The sequence below is a fragment of the Streptococcus mitis genome (genome assembly GCF_003942795.1).
In the GTDB taxonomy this organism is placed as follows: domain Bacteria; phylum Bacillota; class Bacilli; order Lactobacillales; family Streptococcaceae; genus Streptococcus; species Streptococcus mitis_BJ.
Map to the genome: position 1 here is coordinate 13,265 of NZ_RJNY01000008.1, position 25,639 is coordinate 38,903.

Annotated in this window: 24 protein-coding genes and 1 pseudogene; 16 read left to right on the forward strand and 9 right to left on the reverse strand. The window is 39.3% G+C overall.

What is annotated here, in order from left to right:
• Positions 1-50: 50 nt before the first annotated feature.
• From D8847_RS04845 to D8847_RS04870, 6 genes are all read left to right on the forward strand, one after another.
• Positions 51-323 carry a PspC domain-containing protein gene (locus D8847_RS04845; RefSeq protein WP_061413929.1) on the forward strand — a complete coding sequence of 91 codons (273 nt, stop codon included), beginning with the start codon at positions 51-53 and terminating at the stop codon, positions 321-323.
• Positions 324-439: 116 nt separating this feature from the next.
• Entirely contained in the window at positions 440-2,131 is a 1,692-nt protein-coding gene (locus tag D8847_RS04850) for a hypothetical protein (RefSeq protein ID WP_125840807.1), read from the forward strand.
• A 10-nt stretch (positions 2,132-2,141) separates the two neighbouring features.
• Positions 2,142-2,864, forward strand: coding sequence for a hypothetical protein (locus D8847_RS04855; RefSeq protein WP_125840808.1), 723 nt, complete (start codon positions 2,142-2,144; stop codon positions 2,862-2,864).
• A 3-nt stretch (positions 2,865-2,867) separates the two neighbouring features.
• Positions 2,868-3,956 (forward strand): AAA family ATPase, encoded by a 1,089-nt coding sequence (locus D8847_RS04860; RefSeq protein WP_125840809.1) that lies wholly within the window; start codon positions 2,868-2,870, stop codon positions 3,954-3,956.
• A gap of 414 nt (positions 3,957-4,370) precedes the next feature.
• Entirely contained in the window at positions 4,371-5,129 is a 759-nt protein-coding gene (locus tag D8847_RS04865) for an ABC transporter ATP-binding protein (protein WP_000173376.1), read from the forward strand.
• Between the two features lies 1 nt (position 5,130).
• Positions 5,131-7,119: an ABC transporter permease gene (locus D8847_RS04870; RefSeq protein ID WP_125840810.1), complete on the forward strand. Its 1,989-nt coding sequence runs from the start codon at positions 5,131-5,133 to the stop codon at positions 7,117-7,119.
• Between the two features lie 39 nt (positions 7,120-7,158).
• On the opposite strand, the gene D8847_RS04875 is transcribed toward D8847_RS04870, so the two are convergent.
• Positions 7,159-7,854: a VIT1/CCC1 transporter family protein gene (locus tag D8847_RS04875; protein WP_125840811.1), complete on the reverse strand. Its 696-nt coding sequence runs from the start codon at positions 7,852-7,854 to the stop codon at positions 7,159-7,161.
• Positions 7,855-8,059: 205 nt separating this feature from the next.
• Between D8847_RS04875 and D8847_RS04880 the strand changes: the two genes are divergently transcribed.
• Genes D8847_RS04880 through ftsY form a run of 3 tightly spaced genes read left to right on the forward strand, consistent with a single transcriptional unit; the run spans position 8,060 to position 10,956 of the window.
• A complete protein-coding gene (locus D8847_RS04880; protein ID WP_125840812.1) occupies positions 8,060-8,851 on the forward strand; it encodes a Cof-type HAD-IIB family hydrolase in 792 nt (263 codons plus the stop codon).
• Positions 8,851-9,669: a Cof-type HAD-IIB family hydrolase gene (locus D8847_RS04885; RefSeq protein ID WP_125840813.1), complete on the forward strand. Its 819-nt coding sequence runs from the start codon at positions 8,851-8,853 to the stop codon at positions 9,667-9,669. Before D8847_RS04880 ends, D8847_RS04885 begins: the two co-directional genes overlap by 1 nt.
• 3 nt (positions 9,670-9,672) lie before the next feature.
• On the forward strand, positions 9,673-10,956 hold the full coding sequence (ftsY, locus tag D8847_RS04890; protein ID WP_125840814.1) for a signal recognition particle-docking protein FtsY: 1,284 nt from the start codon (positions 9,673-9,675) through the stop codon (positions 10,954-10,956).
• Positions 10,957-11,000: 44 nt separating this feature from the next.
• Here ftsY and zwf read toward each other — a convergent pair whose 3' ends face one another.
• From zwf to D8847_RS04905, 3 genes are all read right to left on the reverse strand, one after another.
• Entirely contained in the window at positions 11,001-12,488 is a 1,488-nt protein-coding gene (gene zwf / locus D8847_RS04895) for a glucose-6-phosphate dehydrogenase (protein WP_033585324.1), read from the reverse strand.
• Between the two features lie 148 nt (positions 12,489-12,636).
• Entirely contained in the window at positions 12,637-13,377 is a 741-nt protein-coding gene (locus tag D8847_RS04900) for an amino acid ABC transporter ATP-binding protein (RefSeq protein ID WP_001096337.1), read from the reverse strand.
• Entirely contained in the window at positions 13,377-15,542 is a 2,166-nt protein-coding gene (locus tag D8847_RS04905) for an ABC transporter substrate-binding protein/permease (RefSeq protein ID WP_125840815.1), read from the reverse strand. Before D8847_RS04905 ends, D8847_RS04900 begins: the two co-directional genes overlap by 1 nt.
• Positions 15,543-15,722: 180 nt before the next feature.
• Between D8847_RS04905 and uvrB the strand changes: the two genes are divergently transcribed.
• The 6 genes and pseudogenes from uvrB to D8847_RS04935 all read left to right on the forward strand — a co-directional run.
• On the forward strand, positions 15,723-17,711 hold the full coding sequence (uvrB, locus tag D8847_RS04910) for an excinuclease ABC subunit UvrB (RefSeq protein WP_049505868.1): 1,989 nt from the start codon (positions 15,723-15,725) through the stop codon (positions 17,709-17,711).
• Positions 17,712-17,725: 14 nt separating this feature from the next.
• Positions 17,726-18,352: an NAD(P)H-dependent oxidoreductase gene (locus D8847_RS04915; RefSeq protein WP_125840816.1), complete on the forward strand. Its 627-nt coding sequence runs from the start codon at positions 17,726-17,728 to the stop codon at positions 18,350-18,352.
• Between the two features lie 13 nt (positions 18,353-18,365).
• Positions 18,366-18,854, forward strand: a complete 489-nt coding sequence (locus D8847_RS04920; RefSeq protein ID WP_125840817.1) for a GNAT family N-acetyltransferase — start codon at positions 18,366-18,368, stop codon at positions 18,852-18,854.
• A gap of 72 nt (positions 18,855-18,926) precedes the next feature.
• A complete protein-coding gene (locus D8847_RS04925; protein ID WP_125840852.1) occupies positions 18,927-19,394 on the forward strand; it encodes an 8-oxo-dGTP diphosphatase in 468 nt (155 codons plus the stop codon).
• Between the two features lie 213 nt (positions 19,395-19,607).
• The gene (locus tag D8847_RS04930) at positions 19,608-20,381 is read left to right on the forward strand and encodes a class I SAM-dependent methyltransferase (protein ID WP_125840818.1); all 774 of its coding nucleotides are present in this window, start codon (positions 19,608-19,610) and stop codon (positions 20,379-20,381) included.
• 115 nt (positions 20,382-20,496) lie between these two features.
• Positions 20,497-20,646 (forward strand): annotated as a pseudogene (locus D8847_RS04935) (NUDIX hydrolase); the annotation flags it as partial.
• On the opposite strand, the gene D8847_RS04940 reads toward D8847_RS04935, so the two are convergent.
• The 5 genes from D8847_RS04940 to coaB form a co-directional block, all read right to left on the reverse strand.
• The gene (locus D8847_RS04940; RefSeq protein WP_125840819.1) at positions 20,643-21,158 is read right to left on the reverse strand and encodes a transcription repressor NadR; all 516 of its coding nucleotides are present in this window, start codon (positions 21,156-21,158) and stop codon (positions 20,643-20,645) included. The pseudogene D8847_RS04935 and the gene D8847_RS04940 sit on opposite strands and share 4 nt — an antisense overlap.
• An 11-nt stretch (positions 21,159-21,169) precedes the next feature.
• Entirely contained in the window at positions 21,170-21,697 is a 528-nt protein-coding gene (locus tag D8847_RS04945) for an ECF transporter S component (RefSeq protein ID WP_000354641.1), read from the reverse strand.
• 178 nt (positions 21,698-21,875) lie between these two features.
• Entirely contained in the window at positions 21,876-22,439 is a 564-nt protein-coding gene (locus D8847_RS04950; RefSeq protein ID WP_125840820.1) for an ECF transporter S component, read from the reverse strand.
• A complete protein-coding gene (coaC, locus tag D8847_RS04955) occupies positions 22,423-22,974 on the reverse strand; it encodes a phosphopantothenoylcysteine decarboxylase (RefSeq protein ID WP_125840821.1) in 552 nt (183 codons plus the stop codon). The genes D8847_RS04950 and coaC overlap by 17 nt, the downstream gene beginning before the upstream one ends.
• 11 nt (positions 22,975-22,985) lie before the next feature.
• Positions 22,986-23,675: a phosphopantothenate--cysteine ligase gene (gene coaB, locus D8847_RS04960; RefSeq protein WP_125840822.1), complete on the reverse strand. Its 690-nt coding sequence runs from the start codon at positions 23,673-23,675 to the stop codon at positions 22,986-22,988.
• A 231-nt stretch (positions 23,676-23,906) separates the two neighbouring features.
• Between coaB and D8847_RS04965 the strand changes: the two genes are divergently transcribed.
• On the forward strand, positions 23,907-25,577 hold the full coding sequence (locus D8847_RS04965) for a formate--tetrahydrofolate ligase (protein WP_125840823.1): 1,671 nt from the start codon (positions 23,907-23,909) through the stop codon (positions 25,575-25,577).
• Positions 25,578-25,639: the final 62 nt, after the last annotated feature.

Sequence of the window (25,639 nt, forward strand, 5' to 3'; positions counted from 1 at the left end):
CCCCGTTTCATGCTATACTACTTGTAAGAATACCGAAAGAGGAACAAATCATGAATACAAAATTTTATAAAATGAGACGAAATCGTATGGTATCGGGAGTTTTAGCAGGTCTATCAGACAAGTGGAATTTTGATGTAACCTTAGTTCGCTTTCTCTTCGCCATTTTTACCATATCAAATTTCGGGATTGGCGTGATTATTTACATCATCCTAGCCTCTATCCTGCCAACTAAGGAAGAAATTGAAGCAGAAATGTACGGAACAGGACCACGCAAACGCAAGGAAGCCGAGGCCATTGATGACAATGATGGACGGTTTTGGTGATAATAATAGAAGCAGGAACTTCGTCCGATTGGACGAAGTTTTTTTAAACTTGTCAAATCAAATCTTGAAATGGTATAATAAATCAATGAATACAATAATAATGTAGAGAGATTAATATGGCTAACGAGAATAAAACATTTGAATTACAAAGTTCTGAAATTGACTTTGACTATGAACAATTACTTGAATTAGAAAGTTCTTTAGAAAATAACCTTAAGGATGTTGTTGAACATATAGATCAACTTGATATAGACAGAGAGAAATTACAAAATAATGAATATCTTCAAGAATCTATTGAAAATATAGTTTGGGAGCAAGTACAACTTCAACTTGCTGCCCAAATTGGTGAAGAGTTTATTAAAGATAACAATGGTCAAACTCTAGATTTGCGAAAAGAAGCTCATATTCAAACTGCTGAAAATTTTGAAAAAGGAAAATTTATTACTCATAACTCGGATAGAAGTATATATGAGGACAGATATACAGAATGGCAAGAAAAATTTGAGAGAGATGAATTCGGAAATATTCGAACACATACAACTCGTTCAGGTAAAATGGTGAATACCATAAAAAAAGATGCGAGAAAATTTTTAGATGAAAATAGACCAAGAGGTTCAAAAGAAAAAGGAACTCAAATGGATCACACAGTCTCTGCTGGAGAGATTATACGTGATCCAAAAGCCAATGCCTTTATGGATAAAGAACAACAATATGCTTTCGCAAATAGCAAAGCTAATCTTAACGAAATAAGGAGTGAAATTAATCAAGCGAAGGGTGATCAATCTACAACTGAATTATTAGATAATCCAAATTCTAAGGGACAATATGCTAAAGAAGTCCATAATATTAGTTCAAAAGAAGAGAGACAGTTAAGAGAGAAAGATAAAGAGGCACGTGCTGAATACGACCGAGTAAGAGACGAAGCTGAGAAGCGAGCTATAAAATCTGGTAAAAAATCACGCCGTGACGAGGCTTTAAAAGTTTCAGGAAAAGCTTTAAAAGCAGCGCTTTTACAGTTACTATCAGAATTTTTGCGAGAGTTAATTTCAAAATTTATCTCTTGGCTTAAAGATACAGAAAGAAACTTATCAACTTTTATTGAAAAGGTAAAAGAGGCCATCATTTCATTTGTAAACAACTTATCAAATCACTTATTAAACGTTGGGAAATCAGTGGTTACGATGATAGCTTCTGCGATAGTTGGACCTGTAATTAACACTTTTCTAAAAGCATGGACATTTATACACCAAGGTTGGAAGTCCTTAAAAGAAGCGATTGATTATCTAAACAATCCAGATAATAAAGAAAAAAGTGTTCAGATAATGATGCTAGAGATCGGTAAAATTGTTGTTGCTGGTTTATCGGCTACTGGGGCAATTGTAGTTGGGGAAGCGTTAGGAGCATCCCTAACAGCTAGTTTTCCAGTTTTGGCTATTTCTATACCACTTTTAGGAACAATCGGCAGTGTTATTGGAACTTTTATGGGAGCGACCTTATCTGGAATTATTGGCGCTTTTGTATTAAAAATGATTGATCAGCAAATTGTTAATAAACAGATTTCTAAACTAAGTTCTAAAAAAATTGATCAAAATAATGAAATGTTAGTAATTCAAGATCAATTATTAGATGTAAAGAGCACAAAACTACAAGTCGAAAAAGATTCTATTGTTAATACTATTAAGGAAAGACATGATATGGCTGCGTCCATGATGAAAGAAAAGCTATCAGATATTTTTGAAGAATCTACAAGAGACGAAAAAAGTGACTTTGATGAGATTGATGCATTATTACAAGATTTACTAGATTAAGGAGATAAATATGGAACAAGAAGTAGTTGAGCAAGAACAGGAAAAATTTGAAATAAACATTAGCAAACATGATTTCGATGAAGCGAAAGAGCATCTGAAAGAGTTTGCTGAACAAAGTCAAGATGAACTGTATTTTGATAAAGTTAGAACTCACGATGATTTCTTCGGTTTTGAGTTTGCTGAACATGGAGTGACAGGAAACGAGTTTAATACGTTAGTTGAACAAATTCAAAATTACATTTCAAAATTTTATGGTAATCAACAAACATTTATTGAAGAATTTGGTCAAGTTTATAAAGCTTTAGAAGCGCTGGATAAAGATTATATTCAAGCTATTCTTTCTTCTGTAGCTGCCATTGAACATACCAACAAAAAAATTCTGAAAGAACAGGCTCGTATTGATAAAACCATAGAGAAACAAAAATTAACTTTAGAAGCTCTTAAGCAGTTTAAAGAGAAATTTAACGAAGAAAAAAGTAAAAATTCTATCGTCGAAAATGAGGAACGACTTTCTAAACTAGATGATAGAATTGTCAACTTAGAGGGCACTGTTAGTCAGCTTCCTTTGGAAACAGTCTCTCACACTGCTGAGATTGAAGAACTCAGAAAAGAGTTGAAAGAAAGTAAACAACAAATTCAATTTATTTCAAATCGTCTTCTTACACTCTTTATTGTATCAGGAGTATCTATTGGAATGTTAATAATCACTTTAGTGTTTATGTTTTTGAGGTAAATTATGACTGTATCTCGTGACAAGCTAATTGAGAGCGCCAAAAAATTGGATCGACAACTGGGTAATGAGTCGACTTTTCTCACAAAAGTGAATGAGATTATAATTGATCATTCAGACACAAATAAAGTAGCAGATTTATATAAATCTATATATTTATTTCAAAAAGAGAATAAAATAAGCAAGATAAGTCAAACGCTAAAAGAATTATCTGATAATTTAGCTTGTTATTTAGGTTACTCTTATCTTTTTGAAATACTAGGGAAGGAGTTAGGAAAACGTAACAACTCTTCTTTGGATGAATTGATGAAGGAATTAAATCAATTAATTGGTTTACAAAAAGTTAAAGAGGAAGTTTCGAGGTTAGTTATATATCAAAAGATTCAGTCCAAAAGAAAAGAATCTGGGCTAAAAGTACCAAAGAGAACTTTACATATGGCGTTTATGGGGAATCCTGGTACCGGAAAGACGACAGTGGCCAGAATTGTAGGTCGGATGTATTATCAATTAGGCCTTCTTTCAAAGGGGCATTTTACCGAAGTCTCCAGAACGGATTTAATCGCTGGTTATCAAGGTCAAACAGCTTTAAAAGTAAAAAATGTCATTGAAAAAGCCAAAGGTGGCGTTTTATTCATAGATGAAGCTTATAGTATTACAGAAAATGACAATACTGATTCATATGGCCGAGAATGTTTAACAGAATTGACAAAGGCTTTAGAGGATTCAAGAGATGATCTAATTGTCATTGTTGCAGGATATACTGATCCAATGAATCATTTTTTTGAATCGAATCCTGGTCTGAAGTCTCGCTTTAATTATTTTATTAATTTTGAAAATTATTCTTCTATAGAATTGTTAGATATTCTTGAAACTCTAGCAAGAAAAGACGACTACCAGATAGACGACAAGCTGAAAGAAATATTATTAAATTATTTTAATGATAAGTTAGAAAGTAATCCCACCAATTTTTCTAACGGTCGTTTCGTTCGAAATCTTTATGAAGATTTAATAATGAATCAAGCTGTTCGAATTGATCAAAGAGAAAATTTGACTTCAAAAGATTTAACTTTGTTGATAAAAGACGATTTTCTATAGAAGAAAACTGTTCTGCTTATATAGAAATATAATTAATTGAAAGAACACATCATCAAATTGTAGCTATATTTCTTACTGATTGATGCAGACTGAATAGTGAACCTTAACCCTTGCATCCGCAAGGGTTTTCTTCTTGCCTTTCTTTTATGGTAAAATATTGATAGCGAAATTGCTTGTTTTTTTCAATCTTACAAAAATGTAAGATTAAAGTCTCTTTTGTAAGGTTAGGTTATGGCAAGCCGCCTTTTTTTGCGATAAACTAGACTCATAAAGAACAAAGGAGTAAAACCATGAAAAGAATCTTACAAAAGAAAACAAGAAAACCAAGTCAAAAAGATATCGAGCGTGTTCAACTGGGATGCGCTATGATGCAAGCACAGTTTCAACTGATGGGATATTAAGAAGGAGAAAATCATGACACTTTTAGATGTAAAACACGTTCAAAAAATCTACAAAACACGCTTCCAAGGCAACCAAGTAGAAGCACTTAAAGACATTCACTTTACCGTAGAAAAGGGTGACTACGTTGCCATCATGGGAGAGTCTGGCTCTGGGAAATCAACCCTGCTCAACATCCTAGCTATGCTGGATAAGCCAACTCGTGGTCAAGTTTACTTGAACGGAGTAGACACAGCAACTATTAAAAACTCACGGGCTTCCAGCTTCCGTCGTGAGAAGTTGGGATTTGTCTTCCAAGACTTTAACTTGCTAGATACCTTGTCTGTTAAGGACAATATCTTGCTTCCGTTAGTTCTATCTCGAAAACCTATCACGGAGATGATGAAGAAATTGGTAGTGACAGCTGAAAATTTGGGTATCAACCAATTACAAGAGAAGTACCCTTACGAGATCTCAGGAGGTCAAAAACAGCGGGTAGCAGTAGCACGCGCCATCATCACTGAACCTGAAATTCTCCTTGCGGATGAGCCAACAGGAGCCCTTGACTCCAAGTCATCTGCAGCCTTACTCGATGTATTTGATGAAATCAATGAACGCGGTCAAACTATTCTCATGGTAACCCACTCAACGGCAGCAGCCAGCAGGGCCAAGCGAGTTCTCTTTATCAAGGACGGCATTCTTTACAACCAAATCTACCGTGGAGACAAGACAGAGCGTCAGATGTTCCAAGAAATCTCTGATACTTTGACTGTTATGGCAAGCGAGGTGAATTAGTATGTTCCGATTAACCAATAAGTTAGCGGTGTCAAACTTGATTAAAAACCGCAAACTCTACTATCCCTTTGCCCTTGCTGTTCTCTTAGCAGTGACCATCACTTATCTCTTTTACTCATTGACACTTAATCCTAATATTGGCAATATTCGAGGAGGGACAACCATTCAAGCCACTCTTGGATTTGGTATGGTGATTGTCACGCTTGCATCTGCTATTATTGTCCTTTATGCCAATAGTTTTGTCATGAAGAACCGTTCCAAAGAACTGGGTATATATGGTATGCTGGGTCTCGAAAAGCGCCATTTGATCAGCATGGTTTTTAAAGAGCTTCTTATTTTTGGAGCCTTAACGCTGACAGTTGGACTTGGCTTAGGAGCCCTCTTTGATAAGCTAATCTTCGCCCTTCTTCTGAAGTTAATGAAAATGAAGGTGGAGCTCGTTTCGACTTTTCAACCAATAGTCTTCATAATGGTCATCCTTGTTTTTGGAGCTATCTTCCTAGGTTTGATTTTTATCAATGCCTTTCGTATCGCACGAATGAATGCCCTTCAGCTCTCTCGTGAAAAAGCCAGTGGTGAGAAAAAAGGACGTTTCCTGGGCTTGCAAACGATTCTTGGATTAATCAGTTTGGGAGCTGGTTACTATCTAGCAGTGACAGTTAAAAATCCTTTAACTGCACTCATGATTTTCTTTGTGGCAGTTTTATTAGTAATTTTTGGAACCTATCTCTTGTTCAATGCAGGAATCACAGTTTTCCTACAAATCTTGAAGAAAAACAAGCGTTACTATTACCAACCTAACAACATGATTTCCGTATCCAATCTCATTTTCCGTATGAAGAAAAATGCGGTTGGTCTGGCAACGATTGCTATTCTCTCAACCATGGTCTTGGTGACTATGTCTGCTGCAACGAGTATCTTTAAAGGCTCTGAAACTTTCAAGAAAGTCATGAATCCACATGATTTTGGAATTACAGGACAGAATGTTGAAAAAGAAGACATAAATAAACTCCTAGACCAGTATGCTAGTGATAAGGGATTGACTGTTACAAAGAAAGAAGTCCTTACATACAGTAGCTTTGGTGTAGCAAACCAAGAAGGTACGAAATTAACCATTTTTGAGAAAGGTCAAAATCGTGTTCAACCGAAAACCGTTTTTATGGTCTTTGACCAAAAAGACTATGAGAATATGACGGGCCAAAAACTTGCACTTTCAGGAAAGGAAGTTGGATTGTTTACTAAGAACAAAGAACTTCAAGGACAGAAAGAACTGACTCTAAATGACCAGACCTATACAATAAAGGAAGAAATCAAAAAAGATTTTATTCTTGAACATGTCCCAAATCAGTACAATATTCTAACTTCGGACTATAACTATCTGGTTGTTCCTGACTTGAAAGCCTTTCTTGACCAGCATCCTAATTCTTCCATTTTTAATCAATACTATGGTGGTATGAATGTAACAGCTAGTGAGGAAGAGCAACTCAAACTTGCAGATGACTATTCAAAATTCCTTGATGATTTTAATAGAGAATCAAGCAAAGAAGGAAGCTTTATTTACGGAAGCAATCTGGCTGATAGTAGTGCGCAGATGAGTGCTTTCTTTGGTGGGACCTTCTTTATCGGTATCTTCCTCTCCATCATCTTTATGGTGGGAACAGTTCTCGTCATCTACTACAAACAAATCTCTGAAGGCTATGAAGACCGTGAACGCTTTATCATTTTGCAAAAGGTCGGTCTCGATCAAAAGCAAATCAAGCAAACCATTAATAAACAGGTCCTAACTGTTTTCTTCCTCCCATTGCTCTTTGCCTTCCTACACCTTGCCTTTGCCTATCATATGCTTAGTCTCATCCTAAAAGTCATTGGGGTCCTAGATGCGACCATGATGTTGACAGTCACTCTGTCCATCTGTGCTATCTTCCTCATCGTCTATGTCTTAATCTTTATGATTACCTCAAGAAGCTATCGCAAGATTGTGCAAATGTAAAAAAGATACCTCGATGCTTGTCGAGGTATTTCTTTTATCTTAAATGCTAAAGAGTTGTCCCAAGAGGAAGGTTACACCCATGGTGAGAAGTCCGATACAGAGGTTGCGGGTCATGGCAGTTTTCGTAGGTGCCTTGCCTAGTTTAGCACTGGTATAGCCGGTGACGAGAAGGGAAAGGGCCACGATAAAAACAGTAGCAGGAATACGATAGTCACTTGGAAAGACGGTGATTGAAAGCATAGGAGGAAGACTTCCCAGTACAAAGGCAATAAAGCTAGAGATAGCAGCATGCCAAGGGTTGGTAAACTCTTCATACTCGATTCCATACTTTTCTTCGACCAAGGCTTTGAGTGGATTTTTTAAAAAGGCCTTGTTGGTCAAGAGTTGGGCTGACGTTTCACACTCACCATTTTGAAGGTAGGCAGCATAGAGGGATTGTTTCGCAGATTCGATGTCCTTATCTAAAAGTAATTGCTCTCTAGCGACAGCGGCTTCTTCTGTGTCTTTTTGAGTGGATACAGAGACATATTCACCACCTGCCATAGAAAAAGCACCAGCGAGGATAGCGGCCAATCCTGATAAAAAGATAATCCAGATATTGCTCGTCGCACTGGCAACACCGATAACGACTCCAGCGATGGAAATAATCCCATCATTGGCACCCAGAACACCTGCGCGTAGGATATTGAGTCGGCCTGCAAAGTTAGCATCAATTTCATGTTTTATTTCTGTCATAGTCATCTCCTTTCTCTCCATTATAGAGAAAAGAGTAGGGGAATACAAACTTTTTAAACTATCTGAAAAAAGTTCTACGATTCTAATTTTTAAGCCTTTTGAAGTTTCTCCGAAAAAGTAGTGCTATCCTACTGTACTGGACCTTTTTAAACTTATCTATGGTATAATAGAAGGTAGATTTATCAATTGGAGAATGAAGGATTTTATGATTAAACTTGTAGCAACCGATATGGATGGTACCTTTCTAGATGGAGAGGGTCGGTTTGATATGGAACGCCTTAAAAACTTACTTGTTTCCTACAAGGAAAAGGGGATTTATTTTGCAGTGGCTTCAGGTCGTGGTATTCTGTCCCTGAAAAAGTTGTTTGCGGATGTGCGTGATGAAGTGATTTTTATAGCTGAAAATGGGAGCTATGTTGAGTTTCATGGCGAGGATATGTACGAGGCTACTATGTCTCGGGATTTTTACTTAAGCACTTTTGAAGCTTTAAAGAAATCACCCTATTTTGATGAAAGTAAAATGCTCTTGACTGGGAAAAAAGCTTGTTATGTTTTGGATACAGTGGATGAGACCTATCTGATGTTTAGCCGTCACTACAATGAAAACATTCAAAAAGTAGCGAGTTTAGAAGAGATCACGGATGAGATTTTTAAATTTACCACTAACTTTACAGAAGATACGATAGAAGCTGGAGAGGCCTGGGTCAACGAGAATGTTCCTGGTGTAAAAGCCATGACAACTGGTTTTGAATCCATTGATATTGTCTTGGACTATGTTGATAAGGGTGTGGCTATTGTTGAGCTGGCAAAAAAACTTGGTCTGACCATGGATCAGGTTATGGCGTTTGGCGATAATCTCAATGACCTTCACATGATGCAGGTTGTGGGGCATCCAATCGCTCCTGAAAATGCGCGACCAGAGATTTTAGAATTAGCAGAAGCAGTGATTGGCCACCATAAGGACCAATCAGTGATGGCTTATATGGAGGGCTTGTAATGGCAGATATTAAATTGATTGCACTTGATTTGGACGGTACTTTGCTGACAACGGATAAAAAGCTGACAGATCGTACCAAGGAAGTCCTCAAAGCTGCGCGTGACCGTGGCATTAAGGTCGTTCTGACAACAGGTCGTCCTCTAAAGGCTATGGATTTCTTTCTCCATGAGCTAGGGACTGATGGTCAGGAGGACGAGTACACCATCACCTTTAATGGTGGTCTGGTACAGAAAAATACTGGAGAGATTCTCGATAAAACAGTCTTTTCAATCGACGATGTGGCACGCTTGTACGAGGAAACTGAAAAACTCGGATTACCGTTAGACGTTATTTCAGAAGGAACCGTCTATCAAATCCAGTCGGACCAAGAAAGTCTCTATGCTAAGTTCAACCCAGCCCTGACTTTCGTACCTGTCGCTTTTGAGGAGCTATCTAGTCAGATGACGTATAATAAATGTGTGACTGCCTTTGCCCAAGAACCTTTGGATGCAGCGATTCAACGGATTTCTCCAGAATTGTTTGACCAATATGAAATCTTCAAATCGCGTGAAATGCTATTGGAATGGTCACCGAAAAACGTCCACAAGGCAACAGGTCTAGCGAAATTAATTAAACACTTGGGAATCGACCAAAGTCAAGTTATGGCCTGTGGGGACGAGGCCAATGACCTTTCTATGATTGAGTGGGCAGGTCTGGGAGTTGCCATGCAAAATGCTGTTCCAGCGGTTAAAGCAGTTGCCAATGTGATTACCCCGATGACCAATGACGAGGAAGCCGTTGCCTGGGCTATCGAAGAATACGTGCTAAAGGAGAGTTAAAAAATGGGATTATTTGACCGTTTATTCGGAAAAAAAGAAGAGCCAAAAATCGAAGATGTTGTAAAAGAAGCACTGGAAAATCTTGATTTGTCAGAAGAGGTTGAAGAAAACCAAACGGCAGTCGAAGAAACAGCGACGGACAAAGTGGAAGAAACACCTGCTCAAGAAGAACTTCCTCAGATCACGACAGATGAGGTCATTGAACCAGAAGCAGTTGAGGAAACAAACCAAGAGGAGCCTGAGCTAGAAGCTGATGAATTGGAGCAAATCCAAGAGACAGAAGAAGCTCTAGAAGAAGAGAACCAAGAAACAGAAGAAGAGCTAGCGTCTAAAGTCGTAGAAGAGCTTCCTCAGGTTGAAGAAACCGTTCAGGAAAAATATGACCGCAGTCTCAAGAAAACCCGTACGGGATTCGGAGCACGCTTGAATGCTTTCTTTGCCAACTTCCGTTCTGTCGATGAAGAATTCTTCGAGGAATTGGAAGAACTGCTCATCATGAGCGATGTCGGTGTGCAGGTCGCTTCAAACTTAACAGAAGAGCTACGTTATGAAGCTAAACTCGAAAACGCTAAGAAGCCTGACGCACTCCGTCGTGTCATTATCGAGAAATTGGTTGAACTCTATGAGAAGGATGGCAACTACGATGAACAAATCCATTTCCAAGATGGCTTGACAGTCATGCTCTTTGTCGGAGTCAATGGCGTTGGTAAAACCACCTCTATCGGAAAATTAGCTCATCGTTACAAGCAAGCTGGCAAGAAAGTCATGTTGGTTGCGGCAGACACCTTCCGTGCTGGAGCTGTTGCCCAGCTAGCAGAATGGGGCCGTCGTGTGGATGTTCCTGTTGTGACGGGGCCTGAAAAGGCTGATCCAGCTAGTGTGGTCTTTGATGGGATGGAACGTGCTGTAGCAGAAGGGATTGATATTCTCATGATTGACACAGCAGGCCGTCTGCAAAACAAGGACAACCTTATGGCCGAGTTGGAAAAGATTGGTCGTATTATCAAGCGTGTCGTTCCAGAAGCACCCCATGAAACCTTCCTGGCACTCGATGCTTCAACTGGACAAAACGCCTTGGTGCAGGCTAAAGAATTTTCGAAAATTACACCTGTTACCGGTATCGTATTGACAAAAATTGATGGAACTGCCCGTGGTGGTGTTGTTCTGGCAATTCGAGAAGAACTCAATATCCCTGTAAAATTGATTGGTTTCGGTGAAAAAATCGATGATATCGGGGAATTTAACTCAGAAAACTTTATGAGGGGTCTCTTAGAAGGCTTGATTTAATACAAAATAAATATCCTGCAAGATTGACTTGCAGGATATTTTTGCTATTCTAAACGGCCATCTTCACGATAGGCGATATCTGGTTGCCAGGTCCATTTGGCTCCATACTTTTCAAGTAAGTCAAAGCTAGCTTGTGGTCCCATGCTCCCAGATTTATAATCGTAGAGTGGAGCTCCGTTTTCAGCCCAGAGTTTTTCAATACGGTCAATCAATTTCCAAGAAGCACTTACCTCATCCCAGTGGCTAAAATTGGTTGAGTTGTTGTTCAAGACATCGTAGATTAATTTCTCGTAAGGATCTGGTGAGGCTCCAGTAGCAGTAGCATCTGTACGGTAATCCAAAGAGCTTGGTGCCAGATTGAATTCTTCACCGACTTGCTTCCCATTTAGGCTGAGAGAGAAGCCTTCTGTTGGTTGGATATAGATGGTCAAGATATTTGGTGCTAATGGTTCTCCAAAGATAGAATCCATTTGCTTAAAGACGATATTGACATGAGTCCCTTTTTCAGTCAGACGTTTCCCTGTACGGAAGAAAAAGGGAACACCACGGAAACGATCGCTGTCTACAAAGAAGGCACCAGATGCGAAGGTTTCTGTTGTAGATTCAGGATCGACGTTTGGCTCGCTACGATAGGAAATGTATTTCATGCCATCGATTTTACCAGAGCGGTACTGACCACGGATAAACTGTTCTTTCAATTCTTCCTCAGTTGGATGATAGAGGTTTTTAAAGACCTTTATCTTTTCAGCACGAATCTCATCTTTTGTAAAGCTAGCTGGTTTGTCCATGGCTAGAAGAGAGAGGAGTTGAAGAGTATGGTTTTGCACCATATCACGAAGGGCACCAGATTGATCGTAGTAGCCACCGCGTTCTTCAACACCCAAGCGCTCCGCAAAGGTAATCTGAACATTATCGATGTGTTCGCGATTCCAAACATTCTCAAAGATCATGTTGGCAAAACGAACAGCAAAGATACTCTGAATCATCTCTTTACCTAGGTAATGGTCGATACGGTAGATTTGCTCCTCATCAAAGGCCGCAAGGAGATCTTCATTGAGCTTGCTCGCTGTTTCGTAGTCTGTACCAAATGGTTTCTCAACGATCAAGCGCTCAAAACCTTTGCCATCAACAATGTTTTCAGATTTGAGGTGCTTGGCAATGGTTCCAAAGAACTGAGGTGCCATAGACAAGAAGAAGAGCTTATTGTGTTCAGCTTGGTATTTTTCATTCAGCTCAGCTTGTAATTGGCGCAAAGCAATGTAATGTTCCGTATCATTCACATCATGGCTTTGATAGTAGAAGTGGCTAGCAAATTCTTGGGCTTGCTCGGTACTATCTGCCAAATCAAGGATGGACTCGACAACTACAGATTCAAAATATTCCTTACTCCAAGGTCTACGAGCTGTTCCGATAACAGCAAAATGCTCAGAGAGATTGCCTGATTTATAGAGTCTGAAAAGGGAAGGGTAGAGTTTGCGTTTAGCTAAATCTCCACTCGCACCGAAAATTGTAACAATAACCTTTGATGACATCTAGCTACCTAATTTCTATATTTTTTCCTAGTTGGACTAGGGATGAGATTTTCTCATTGTCATAGCTTTTATTTTATCATAATTTTCAAAAAAATCAAAAATCCAATACGCAATTAAAAAACTGTAAGGAGAACCTTACAGTTTTGTTTTATACATTTAAGACCTTGTCCAAGAACTCTTTTAGACGAGGGTGTTGCGGGTTATCGAAGATTTGATCTGGAGTTCCATCTTCCAGGAATTCACCATCAGCCGTAAAGATCACACGGTTGGCTACCTGACGAGCAAATCCCATCTCGTGGGTTACGATGATCATGGTCATGCCTTGCTCTGCTAATTCCTTCATAACGTTTAGTACATCTCCAACCATCTCAGGGTCAAGAGCAGAAGTTGGTTCATCAAAGAGCATGATATCAGGATTCATGGCAAGTCCACGAGCGATGGCTACACGCTGTTTCTGACCACCTGATAGGCTATCTGGATTGGCATTAGCTTTATCTGCTAGTCCAACCTTTTCAAGCAACTCCATCCCCAATTTTTCAGCTTCTTCTTTGGTCATTCGTTTGTGTTCAATAGGTGCAAAAGTGATATTTTCTAGAACGGACATGTGTGGGAAGAGGTTGAAGTGTTGGAAGACCATTCCTACATTTTCGCGAACATGGTCGACATTGGTTGATTTTTCAGTCAAATCATAGCCATTCACTGTGATGTGACCACTCGTTACCTCCTCGAGAAGGTTAAGGCTACGGAGGAAAGTGGATTTACCAGAACCCGAAGGACCGATGATACAGACAACATCCCCTTCATAGAATTTAGTCGTAATGCCTTTTAAAACTTCATTTTTTCCATAATACTTATGCAAATCATTTACATCAATTTTTAGTTTTGCCATTAACGAATCCTCTTTTCTAAGCGTTTCGCTAGTCTAGTCAAAAGCGTGATAATTACAAGATAGAAGATAGCAAGAATTGCATACATCTTGAAACTTTGGTAGTTACGGGCGATGATGATCTTACCAGTTTGGAAAAGTTCCACCAAACCGATAGCAGACACGATGGTTGTATCTTTAAGAGCGATAACGAATTGGTTGACAAAGTTTGGCAACATCAATTTAGTCGCTTGTGGCAAGATAATCTTACGCATGGTTTTTCCATAAGAGATACCAAGACTGCGGCTGGCCTCCATTTGCCCAACTGGAACAGCTTGAATCCCACCACGAACGATTTCAGCGATATAAGCAGCTGCATTGAGTGAGAGGGCGATAGTACCAGCTACAAAGTCATTGATTGGACTTTGTTGGCCGGTAATAGACTCGATGAAGTTTGGAATTCCCCAGAAGATGAAGGCTGCAAGAATCATCAATGGAATTCCTCGAATAACGTCAACGAAAATCTCAGAGATTAGACGAAGAGATTTGTATGGGCTAACGCTAAACATACCGAAGATAATACCGATGACAATGGCAATTGCAAATGAAATAAGAGCTAGAGCAAGAGTGATTCCAAGTCCACTAAGAAGTTGTTTGTAGTTGTTTTGAAGCAAGCCCCAGATAGTTGTTTCGTCAACCGTACTTGTAGAGTTAGTTGAAGTTTCGCTAGCTAGATACTTGTCAAGAATCTTTTGGAATTCTCCGTTAGCTTTGAGGTTCGCAAGTCCGTTATTGAACATCTGGATCAATTCAGGGTTTGTTCCTTTTTTAACTGCAAAGGCTGTTTCACCGATTGGAGTTCCAGCGATTGGCGTTTTCAATTTTTGACCTTGGCTGATAGAATATTTGAGAACAGGCTCATCATCCATCACAGCATCGATAGATCCAGTATTCAGACTGTCATACATTGATGCGCCATCTGCAAAGGTTTTAATCTTATAACCGTATTTGCTTTGATTTTCAGTAAGGAACGTTTGAGAAGCAGTCCCGTTTTTAACACCGACAGTTTTATCCTTGAGGTCTTCATAAGAAGCGATCGTGCTTGATTCTTTCACACCGAGAATCGTATTTGCTGTGTAGTAGGATTCTGAGAAGTCAAAGGTTTCCTTACGAGCATCTGTTACAGACATACCAGCAATGATACCATCTGCTTGTCCAGCTTGAACAGCACTAATGGCTGCATCAAATCCTGGATTGGTAATCTCAATTTCAAAACCTTGATCTTTGGCAATGGCCTTGATAAGATCCATATCAATACCGGTGTATTGATTGCTTGAATTTTGAAAGACGAATGGGGCGAAAGATGAGTCGCTGGCAATAATGTACTTGCTTTTCACAGGAGTAGCTTTTTGTCCAGCAGCAGTAGTTGTCGTTGGGCTTGCCGTAGTTGTAGAAGCAGTCCATTTTTGGATGATTTGCTCCAAGCTACCATCCTTCTTCATTTGGGATAGGGCTTCATTAAACTCGGTAACCAAGTGTTCATACTTGCTCCCTTTCTTGACACCAAAAGCAAAGCTTCCAACAGCCTCACCATCCATATTGATGCTGAGATCTTGTCCTTGGTTAATCGCATACTCAATAACAGGTTTATCATCCATGATGGCATTTACAGCACCAGCACTTAGACTGTTATTCATCAAATCACCTGTATCAAAGGTTTTAATAGAGAAACCGTATTTATCTTTGATACTTTCGAGGAAACGTTGGGCGGCAGTTCCGTTCTTAACACCAACTGTTTTTCCGCTGAGTTCCTCATATTTGGTGATTTTATTTGCCTTTGTGGTAGCAATGACAACTTTTGTATCATAATAGGTATCAGACATGGTAAAGACATTTTCACGTTCTTTTGTTTTTGTCATACCTGCCATAATGGCATCTGCTTGACCTGACTGCACTGCATTTACAGCTGCATCAAAGCCAGGATAAGACATTTGGATGTTCCATCCTTTGATTTCTGCGACTTTATTGATAATATCAACATCAATCCCTTTATAGGTTTGATCTGAATCTTTAAACTCAAAAGGTGCGTAAGCTGTATCAGACACAATCTTAACAGTATCAGCTTTTGCCATACCTAGTGAGAAAATGGGAAATAAAATGAGCAAACATGCTAGTATTTTTTTCTTCATTTTTAGTCTCCTTTTCCGAATATTTTCCCATTATATCAGAAAATGAATGAAAAGGCAAATTTTAGGAATTTCATGTAAGAAAATATAACATACAATAATCATTCTTATCAACCTAGAGTAGAGTCTGAAATGTAAATTTATGGTAAAATAGAAGGATAGAAAAATGCAGATGAGGCAATCATGATAAATCGAATTACAGATAATAAATTTAAACTAGTATCAAAATATGAACCTTCAGGAGATCAACCCCAAGCAATTGAGCAGTTGGTTGATAATATCGAGGGTGGAGAAAAGGCTCAGATTCTGATGGGGGCGACGGGTACAGGGAAGACCTATACCATGAGTCAGGTCATTTCCAAAGTCAATAAACCTACTTTGGTCATTGCCCATAACAAAACCCTAGCTGGCCAGCTCTATGGGGAGTTCAAGGAATTTTTCCCTGAAAATGCTGTTGAATACTTCGTGTCTTACTATGATTATTACCAACCCGAGGCCTATGTCCCTTCGAGTGATACCTATATTGAAAAGGACAGCTCTGTCAATGACGAGATTGATAAGCTCCGTCACTCAGCGACTTCAGCCCTTCTGGAGCGCAATGATGTCATCGTCGTGGCTTCAGTCTCTTGTATCTATGGTTTGGGTTCTCCTAAGGAATACGCTGACAGTGTTGTAAGTCTGCGTCCAGGTCTTGAGATTTCTCGTGATAAACTCTTGAATGACTTGGTAGATATTCAGTTTGAGCGCAATGATATTGATTTCCAACGGGGAAGATTTCGCGTTCGTGGTGATGTGGTGGAGATTTTCCCAGCTTCCCGAGATGAACACGCTTTTCGAGTAGAATTTTTCGGGGATGAGATTGACCGTATCCGTGAAGTTGAGGCTTTGACAGGTCAGGTATTGGGAGAAGTGGATCATTTGGCGATTTTCCCAGCCACTCACTTTGTGACCAATGATGACCATATGGAAGTTGCTATTGCCAAGATTCAAGCAGAGTTGGAGGAGCAGTTAGCTGTCTTTGAGAAGGAAGGCAAACTGCTAGAAGCCCAGCGTTTGAAACAGCGAACAGAGTATGATATTGAGATGTTACGTGAGATGGGTTATACAAATGGGGTTGAGAACTACTCTCGTCACATGGATGGTCGTAGTGAAGGAGAGCCCCCTTATACGCTTCTCGACTTCTTCCCAGATGATTTCTTAATCATGATTGATGAAAGTCACATGACCATGGGGCAAATCAAAGGTATGTACAATGGAGACCGTTCGCGTAAGGAGATGCTGGTCAATTATGGTTTCCGCTTGCCATCTGCCTTGGACAATCGTCCTCTCCGTCGGGAGGAGTTTGAGAGTCATGTGCATCAGATTGTTTATGTTTCAGCGACACCTGGTGACTATGAAAATGAACAGACCGAGACAGTGATCGAGCAAATCATTCGACCGACAGGTCTCTTGGACCCTGAGGTAGAAGTGCGTCCAACTATGGGACAGATTGATGACCTCCTAGGTGAAATTAATGCCCGTGTTGAAAAGAACGAACGAACCTTTATTACCACCTTGACCAAGAAAATGGCAGAAGACTTGACCGACTACTTCAAGGAAATGGGAATCAAGGTCAAGTACATGCACTCAGATATCAAGACCTTGGAACGAACGGAGATTATCCGTGACTTGCGCTTGGGTGTCTTTGATGTCTTGGTCGGAATCAACCTGCTCCGTGAAGGGATTGACGTTCCTGAGGTAAGCTTGGTAGCCATTCTCGATGCTGACAAGGAAGGTTTCCTTCGTAACGAACGTGGATTGATTCAGACCATTGGACGTGCTGCCCGTAATAGCGAAGGCCATGTCATCATGTATGCAGACACGATGACTCAGTCTATGCAACGTGCTATAGATGAAACGGCTCGTCGTCGGAAAATCCAGATGGCTTATAATGAAGAGCATGGTATCGTACCACAAACCATCAAAAAGGAAATCCGTGACCTGATTGCCGTAACCAAGGCAGTTGCCAAGGAAGAGGACAAGGAAGTCGATATCAATAGCCTCAACAAACAAGAACGCAAAGAACTCGTCAAGAAACTAGAGAAACAAATGCAAGAAGCCGTCGAAGTGCTTGACTTTGAATTGGCTGCTCAGATACGTGACATGATGTTGGAAGTGAAGGCGTTGGATTAGATAGGAGAAAACGAATGAAAATTTTAGTCATCAATGGACATCCTGACAAGGGAAGTTTCTGTCAAGAAATTTTTCGAACGATTGTAGAAAATATTGACTCAAATCGCCATGAGCTTGAATCTATTAACCTAAATGAGATAGATTTTGATCCTGTATTACGATATGGTTATCGACAAAGGATGGAGGACGATCCGTTTATTCTACGCTCTCAAGAATTAATCCAGTGGGCAGATTATTTCATTTTTGTTTATCCTATTTGGTGGAGTAGCATGCCTAGTCTATTGAAGGGGTGGATTGATCGTGTTTTTACGCCAGGCATTGCATACTCTGCCAATAATCGAGGAAGCTTTATTTTGAACTACTTGAGAGGTAAACAGTTCAAAAAGTTACTAAAAGGAAAAACAGCTAGTATCTATGCAACCTCTATGGCACCAACTTGGTGGTACAAAGTATTTTCAGGTCCGATTAACATTCCAGATAGTTATGGAATATCAGTATTAAAGAATGCTGTATTGAATCATTGTGGTATAAAAACAAAGAGGGTTTCAATCTTAGGAGAGTTAGGGCGTGAGGTGAACACAAGTTCAACAAGACAAAAATATCTGCAAAAAGTAGCAAAGGAAGTCAGACTGTTGGATTAAGGAGAAGAAAGTAATGACGGTTATTATCAAATTAATGAAAACTCCTGAAGAGATAGAAGGTAAATCCCTCGTTCACTGGCAAACGTGGAGAGAGGCTTATGACGACCTTTTGCCTGCAGAATTTCAGGAGACAATAACATTAGAAAGATGTCGATTCTTTAGTCAAAAGTATCCAGAAAATACATTGATTGCGATAGATGGCATGAAGGTAGTTGGTTTTATCAGTTATGGAAACTTTCGTGATGAGACTATTCAAGCTGGTGAAATTATGGCTTTATATATTTTAAAAGACTATTATGGAAAAGGTATCGCACAAAAGTTAGTGAAAGCAGCTTTGAATGCTCTTGATCATTTTTCTGAAATTTTCTTATGGGTATTGAAAGATAATAAGCGTGCCATTGCTTTCTATCAAAAAATGGGTTTTACTTTTGATGGACAAGAAAAGATGCTTGACCTTGGAAAACATATAAAGGAAAAACGGATGGTATTCTATTCTAAATAATTTTAAAAAGTAAAAGCTAATGGCTCTGGTACCAAGTCTGAAAATTTAATAAATTAGAAAGTGAGTAAATTTATGTACCGTTCCCAATTAACGATTTTAACAAACATTTGTCTGATTGAAGATCTTGAAAATAAGCAGGTAGTTATGCAATATCGGTCTCCTGAAGAGAATCGCTGGTCTGGTTATGCCTTTCCTGGAGGCCATGTAGAAAATGGAGAGTCTTTCGCAGAGTCTGTCATTCGTGAAATCTATGAAGAAACAGGATTGACTATCCAAAATCCTCAACTTGTCGGCATTAAAAATTGGCCACTAGATACAGGTGGGCGCTATATTGTCATTTGTTATAAGGCGACTGAGTTCTCTGGTACCCTTCGCTCTTCAGATGAAGGAGAAGTTTCTTGGGTGCAAAAAGACCAGATTCCAAACTTGGATCTGGCCTATGATATGCTACCCTTGATGGAGATGATGGAAGCTTCGGACAAATTTGAATTTTTCTACCCTCGCCGTACAGAAGACGGATGGGAGAAAGAAATTTTTTAGTTCTATGATTAGTAGATAGGTATTATTCCTTATTTAAGGAAGGGACCGAAATATAGGACAAGTATGGATGGTGGTGTAAGTCAACTGAATCCTTCTAAATTTCTTATTCTTCTTTTCTATCTACATCTTTAACAATCTCCACCTTCAATTTTGAAATCGGAGATTGTTTTATTTTATGGTATAATCTTAAAATATGAAAGGAAGTAATAGAAAATGGATGATAAGGTAATTGAACAATATGCAAAACAAGATAATCTTGATATTAGAGTAAAACTACATAAGAAATATTCAAAAAATAAATTAGGGTTTAACAATTGGATATTTTCCAACTACCAAATCACTGATGAAGTAAAGGTCCTAGAATTAGGATGTGGAACAGGAGAACTGTGGAAAAGTAATAGTGATTCCATTGATAAAATGAAGCAGTTGGTTGTTACAGATTTTTCTAAAGATATGGTAAAAACAACGAAGTCAGTGATTGGAAATAGGGACAATGTCAACTATAAGATAATGGATATTCAAAAGATTTCTTTTGAGAATGAAACGTTTGATATTGTTATTGCTAATATGCTTCTACATCATGTAAATGATATTCCTAAAGCTCTCTCTGAGGTGAATAGAGTCTTAAAGATAGGAGGCATTTTTTACTGTGCCACATTTGGTGAAAATGGAGTTGTAGATTATTTGGCAAGTTTATTTAAAGATGAGGTCAATCAAGATTTGGAAAATAAAACGTTTACTTTACAAAATGGCAAAAGCCACCTGAGTATGTATTTTGACTCTGTCGAAACATTACTATATGATGATGAGTTACAGGTAACTAGTATGAATGATCTAGTTAAATACATCCAATCCTTTAAAGGGATTTCAGAAATAGGTTCGCTAGAAGAAAAAGTCATTCGTAAAAGATTGGAAATGCATTTTTATAAGGATATGTTAATCATTCCTAAAGAATATGGTATGTTTATTGCTCGAAAAGAAAATTAAGGGAACGAAATTGTAAAAAAATACGGAGAAGATTTTCAATGTAAAATTAAACGGATAGTGTTTAGAGCATGTTGCAGCTAATTCTATATATAAGTCTCAACTTTTTAGATTTGAAGAAGTATCTTGGGTGCAAAAAGACCAGATTCCAAACTTGGATCTGGCCTATGATATGTTACCCTTGATGGAAATGATGGAAGCACCTGACAAGTCAGAGTTCTTCTATCGCCACCGTACAGAGGATGGCTGGGAAAAAGAAATATTCTAGTCTTTTACCAAATAACCTAACTGATCCAAGGCCTCCTCGATATAGTGGAGGTCTTGTTGTGTCTCAGCTTCAATAAGGTGGTAATGGATGCCGTCTGTCAATTCAGAAAGGGGTCTAAAGTCTGAATTCTCGACTTGTTCCAGAAAGTGCTGGACATCTCGGCGACAGGTGAGTTTAAGATGGGTTTCAATTTCACCATAAACGGGATGATCGATTAAGATATTTTGAACGCGTCCGCCATTATCTACAATGGCTAGAAGTTCCTGCCCGATTTCTTCCAGTTCATGTTTCACTTTAAAGAGTTTGTGGACGTAAGGACTGGCATCATTTTCTTTGTAGATATAACCACGATTGGTGGATAGGATAGGAGCCCCATCTGCTCGGAGAATAGCGATATCCTGTACAATGACTTGGCGCGTGACATGAAAGTGCTCAGCCAAGGTTTGACCATTGAGAGCTTTTGGCGCCTCTTTTAATAGTTTGAGAAGAGCTTGTTTGCGATCCGTTGTCATAGTTTTTCCTTTTAGCGACGTTTTCGAAGCACTTTATAGACAGCTAGTGCTAATGTATAGTCTACCATACTATGGACAATTGTGCCAAAGCCAACTAGGACGAAGAGAACATAAAACATATTTTCAACGTTTGTCCCTGAAGTAGCATAGAAGATGATACAAGCTAGTACTTCAGCGATAGCGTGAACAACACCCAAAACAAAGTTAAAAATCCAAGATGCCTTTGGTTTATCCAAGGTTTCAGGGAATTTCTTTAAGTACAAAGCCCCCAAAGTACCAAAAACGATGTGAGAAAAGGCGCGTAGGACAATAACCATAGGGTAGCCTGCCATCAGGAAACCGAGACTAGAAGCAATAATCACAAAAGCAGCCATCAAAGGCGAAAGAAACATGGCGATAAAGATGGGGATATGACTTCCCAAGGTGTAAGAAGCCGGTGGGATAACGATTTTAAAGGGCATAATGATTGGAATCAAAATCGCTATTGCAGTGAGTAGGGCAGTCATAGTCATAAACTGCGTTTTTTTCCGTATATCCATAAGAACCTCCATTTATCTGTATATACACAAGTATAGTACAATAAATAATCAGTTAAGTCAAGAAGCATTAGTAATTTTTAAGGGATATTTGATTAAATGTGGTAAAGAATACTGGGAACTTAATTCTTATGTTTTAACTACTAAACTCCACCTTCAGGACGAAAGTGGAGTTGTTTTTTTATTTCTTCAAGGTTTCGAGACGTGGGACAATCATTACAGTCAAGATGGCTGAGATAACCAATTCGGCGATTGAGTTTGTAGAGATAACAGTTGCTAGGAGTTTTTGGATATTGCCATCGAAGACATTTCCAAAAAGGAAGAAGATTCCACCAAGGACAAAGACGGTGTTGGTAAGGGAACCAAGGGCACCAGCTAGGATTAGCCCAGTATTATTTTTCATCAGTTTATAAACCAAGTAAGGTGTCAGACCAATCAAGACGCGAGGGACAATAGCGATAATCGCAGAATGGATGTTTCCGTTTGGTACGAAAGGTGAGAAGAGGTAGCTGGTTGGTAGAATCGTAATCGTGTTTACCGTTAAGCTTAGTAGTCCCATCAAGAAACCAAGTGTAACACCAACTCGTGGGCCGTAAATGATACTAGCAATGATTACTGGAATATGAACGATAGTTGGTTTAATTGGAAATGGGAAAAGGTTAAATAGGAGAGAGCTCAAAAAGTGGATAACGAGCATAACTGCAAAAAAGATAGCAATTGGAGCAATGTTAGAGCGTTTGTTCATCGAGGGTTTCCTTTATTCTTTCTAAAATAGTATTCAGGTCAACTAGGGCGCCTTTGCCGTAATCACCACAGGCTAGTAGAGATTCCTTTGGAGAGATAATCTGATAACCATAGGTCTCTAATGTTTTTAGATTAGCCTGGGTTGCCGGATGGTCATACATTTTGGTATTCATGGCTGGCGCTAAGAGTTTAGGGATGTGACTTGGTAGGGCAAGCGCTGTGCTTGTCACCATGTTATCCGCAAAACCGTGCGCAAGTTTGGCAATGGTATTAGCAGTAGCAGGGACAACGATAAAAAGATCAGTTCTTTTACCTAGTTCGATATGATTGACTTGATCAGGATAGGGTTCCTTCATGACATCAAGGTGAACTGGATTCTGTGAGAGTACCTGTAGTGTCAAAGGCTGGATAAACTCTCTCGCTGCCTCGGTCATTAAGACAGTGACATGATGGCCTTGTTTTTTCAAAGAACTAACTAGGTCAGCTGATTTATAGGAGGCAATGGAACCTGTCACTGCGATAAGAATATTTGCCATGGCTTTCCTTTCTATGAATCGTATGCTTGAATTTTTTCAAGCAGGAGATTTGCAATTTCCTTTTTGGTTTGAACAGTTTGAAGATGATCATTCTCAACAAAGATAGCTCGGTGCCGATTTGCTGAAATGTGAGTGAGGTCATTTGCAATGATCAAGTCTGCTTGGTTCTTGATAAGACTCTTTCGTGCTATCTTGATGAGATAATCTTCAGAGACATCGACCAGCAGTTTAAAGCCAATCAGATGAATAGCTGGATTCCATTCTTTGATTAGAGAGATGATTTTGGGTGTTTTTTTCAGGAATAAGACCTGAACCTCATCAGTTGAAGAAATCTTAGCTTGATGATTCTGCTTGTTTAAGAATTCCTCTAGATTGGAGCTAGCCTGAACTTCCTCAAGCCCTGTCATATAAATAGGTGTGTAGTCAGATACAGCCATCGAATGAATCAAGATCTGATAATCTTGAACACACTCTTTCATCTCTAAAAGAAGATCATTCGTATTTTTGATTTCTCGAATGCTTAGGTTGGGATGAGTTTCTGGCTTCAGAGCTCGTTTTGTTGTTATCAAACAAACTTCATACCCTGCCGCCAGCAAGGTCTCCGTGATGATTTTCCCCAAGCGACCAGTCGAGTGATTTGTGATAGAGCGGACGCTATCGATAGCTTCACTGGTACCGCCTGACGTGACTAAAATTTTCATAGGACTATTGTACCAAAAAATAAAATAGAATCAAAAGAAAGCGTTTGTTATTTTATCTAATTTTCCAGCAAGATTATAGTTTTTGGCTATAAAAACTTATAAAAAGTAAAAAAAATGTCTAATACAGGCCTTAAAACTTGATGTTTATAAACTTTACTAAGCTTTTTGTATGTGAAAAACTTTTTTTTGTGTTATAATGAGTTATCATATTAGAGGTTATAGGAGTTTTGAATGAAAACAGATATTGAAATCGCACAGAGTATTGAGTTGAAGCCAATCGTTGATGTTGTTGAGAAACTTGGTATTTCTTACGACGATTTGGAATTGTACGGGAAGTTTAAGGCTAAACTCAGCTTTGACAAAATTCGTGCAGTTGAGAGCAATCAAGTTGGGAAATTGATCTTGGTTACTGCCATTAACCCAACACCTGCTGGTGAGGGGAAATCAACCATTACCATTGGTCTGGCAGACGCCTTGAACAAGATTGGTAAGAAAACGATGATTGCCATTCGCGAACCGTCACTTGGTCCAGTAATGGGGATTAAGGGTGGTGCAGCCGGTGGTGGTTACGCCCAAGTCTTGCCAATGGAAGACATCAACCTCCACTTTACAGGGGATATGCATGCCATTACAACTGCTAACAACGCTCTTTCTGCTTTAATTGACAATCACTTGCACCAAGGGAATGATCTTGGAATTGACCAACGTCGTATTCTTTGGAAACGTGTAGTGGACTTGAATGACCGTGCCCTTCGTCATGTGACCGTTGGACTTGGTGGTCCTCTAAATGGTATTCCACGTGAGGATGGTTTTGATATTACAGTTGCTTCTGAAATCATGGCCATTCTTTGCTTGGCGACGGATATTGAAGATTTGAAACGCCGTTTGGCTAACATCGTTATTGGCTATCGTTATGACCGTACACCTGTTTCTGTCGGTGATTTACAGGTTGAGGGAGCATTGGCATTGATTTTGAAGGATGCTATTAAGCCTAACTTGGTTCAGACAATTTACGGTACACCTGCCTTTGTACACGGTGGTCCATTTGCCAATATTGCTCATGGCTGTAACTCTGTCTTGGCAACAAGCACAGCTCTTCACTTGGCTGATTATACTGTTACTGAAGCTGGTTTTGGTGCAGACCTTGGTGCCGAGAAATTCCTTGATATCAAGACACCAAACTTGCCTATATCTCCAGATGCAGTTGTCATCGTCGCTACCCTTCGTGCCCTTAAGATGAATGGTGGTGTGGCTAAGGATGCTTTGACAGAGGAAAATGTGGAAGCAGTTCGTGCAGGTTTTGCTAACTTGAAACGCCACGTTGAGAACATCCGTAAGTTTGGTATTCCAGCAGTTGTTGCGATAAATGAATTTGTATCTGATACAGAAGCAGAAATCGCAGCTTTGAAGGAACTCTGTGCCTCAATCGATGTTCCAGTTGAGTTGGCTAGTGTCTGGGCTGATGGGGCAGAAGGGGGCGTAGCACTTGCCGAAACGCTTGTCAAGACAATCTCTGAAAATCCAGCTAACTACACTCGTCTTTATGACAATGATCTTTCTGTCCAAGAAAAGATTGAAAAGATTGTCACTGAAATCTACCGTGGTAGCAAAGTGAACTTTGAGAAGAAAGCTCAAACGCAAATCGCTCAAATCGTTCAAAACGGATGGGACAAATTGCCAATCTGTATGGCTAAAACTCAGTATAGTTTCTCAGACAATCCAAATGCACTTGGAGCACCAGAGAACTTTGAAATTACCATCCGTGAATTGGTACCAAAATTAGGTGCAGGCTTCATCGTTGCCTTAACAGGTGATGTTATGACCATGCCAGGCCTTCCAAAACGTCCAGCCGCTCTTAATATGGATGTTGAAAGCGATGGAACCGTTTTAGGATTGTTCTAGTATATTGCAATTGATTTCAAATGAGTTTGGAAAATCTATCCAAGCTCATTTTCGATTTTAGA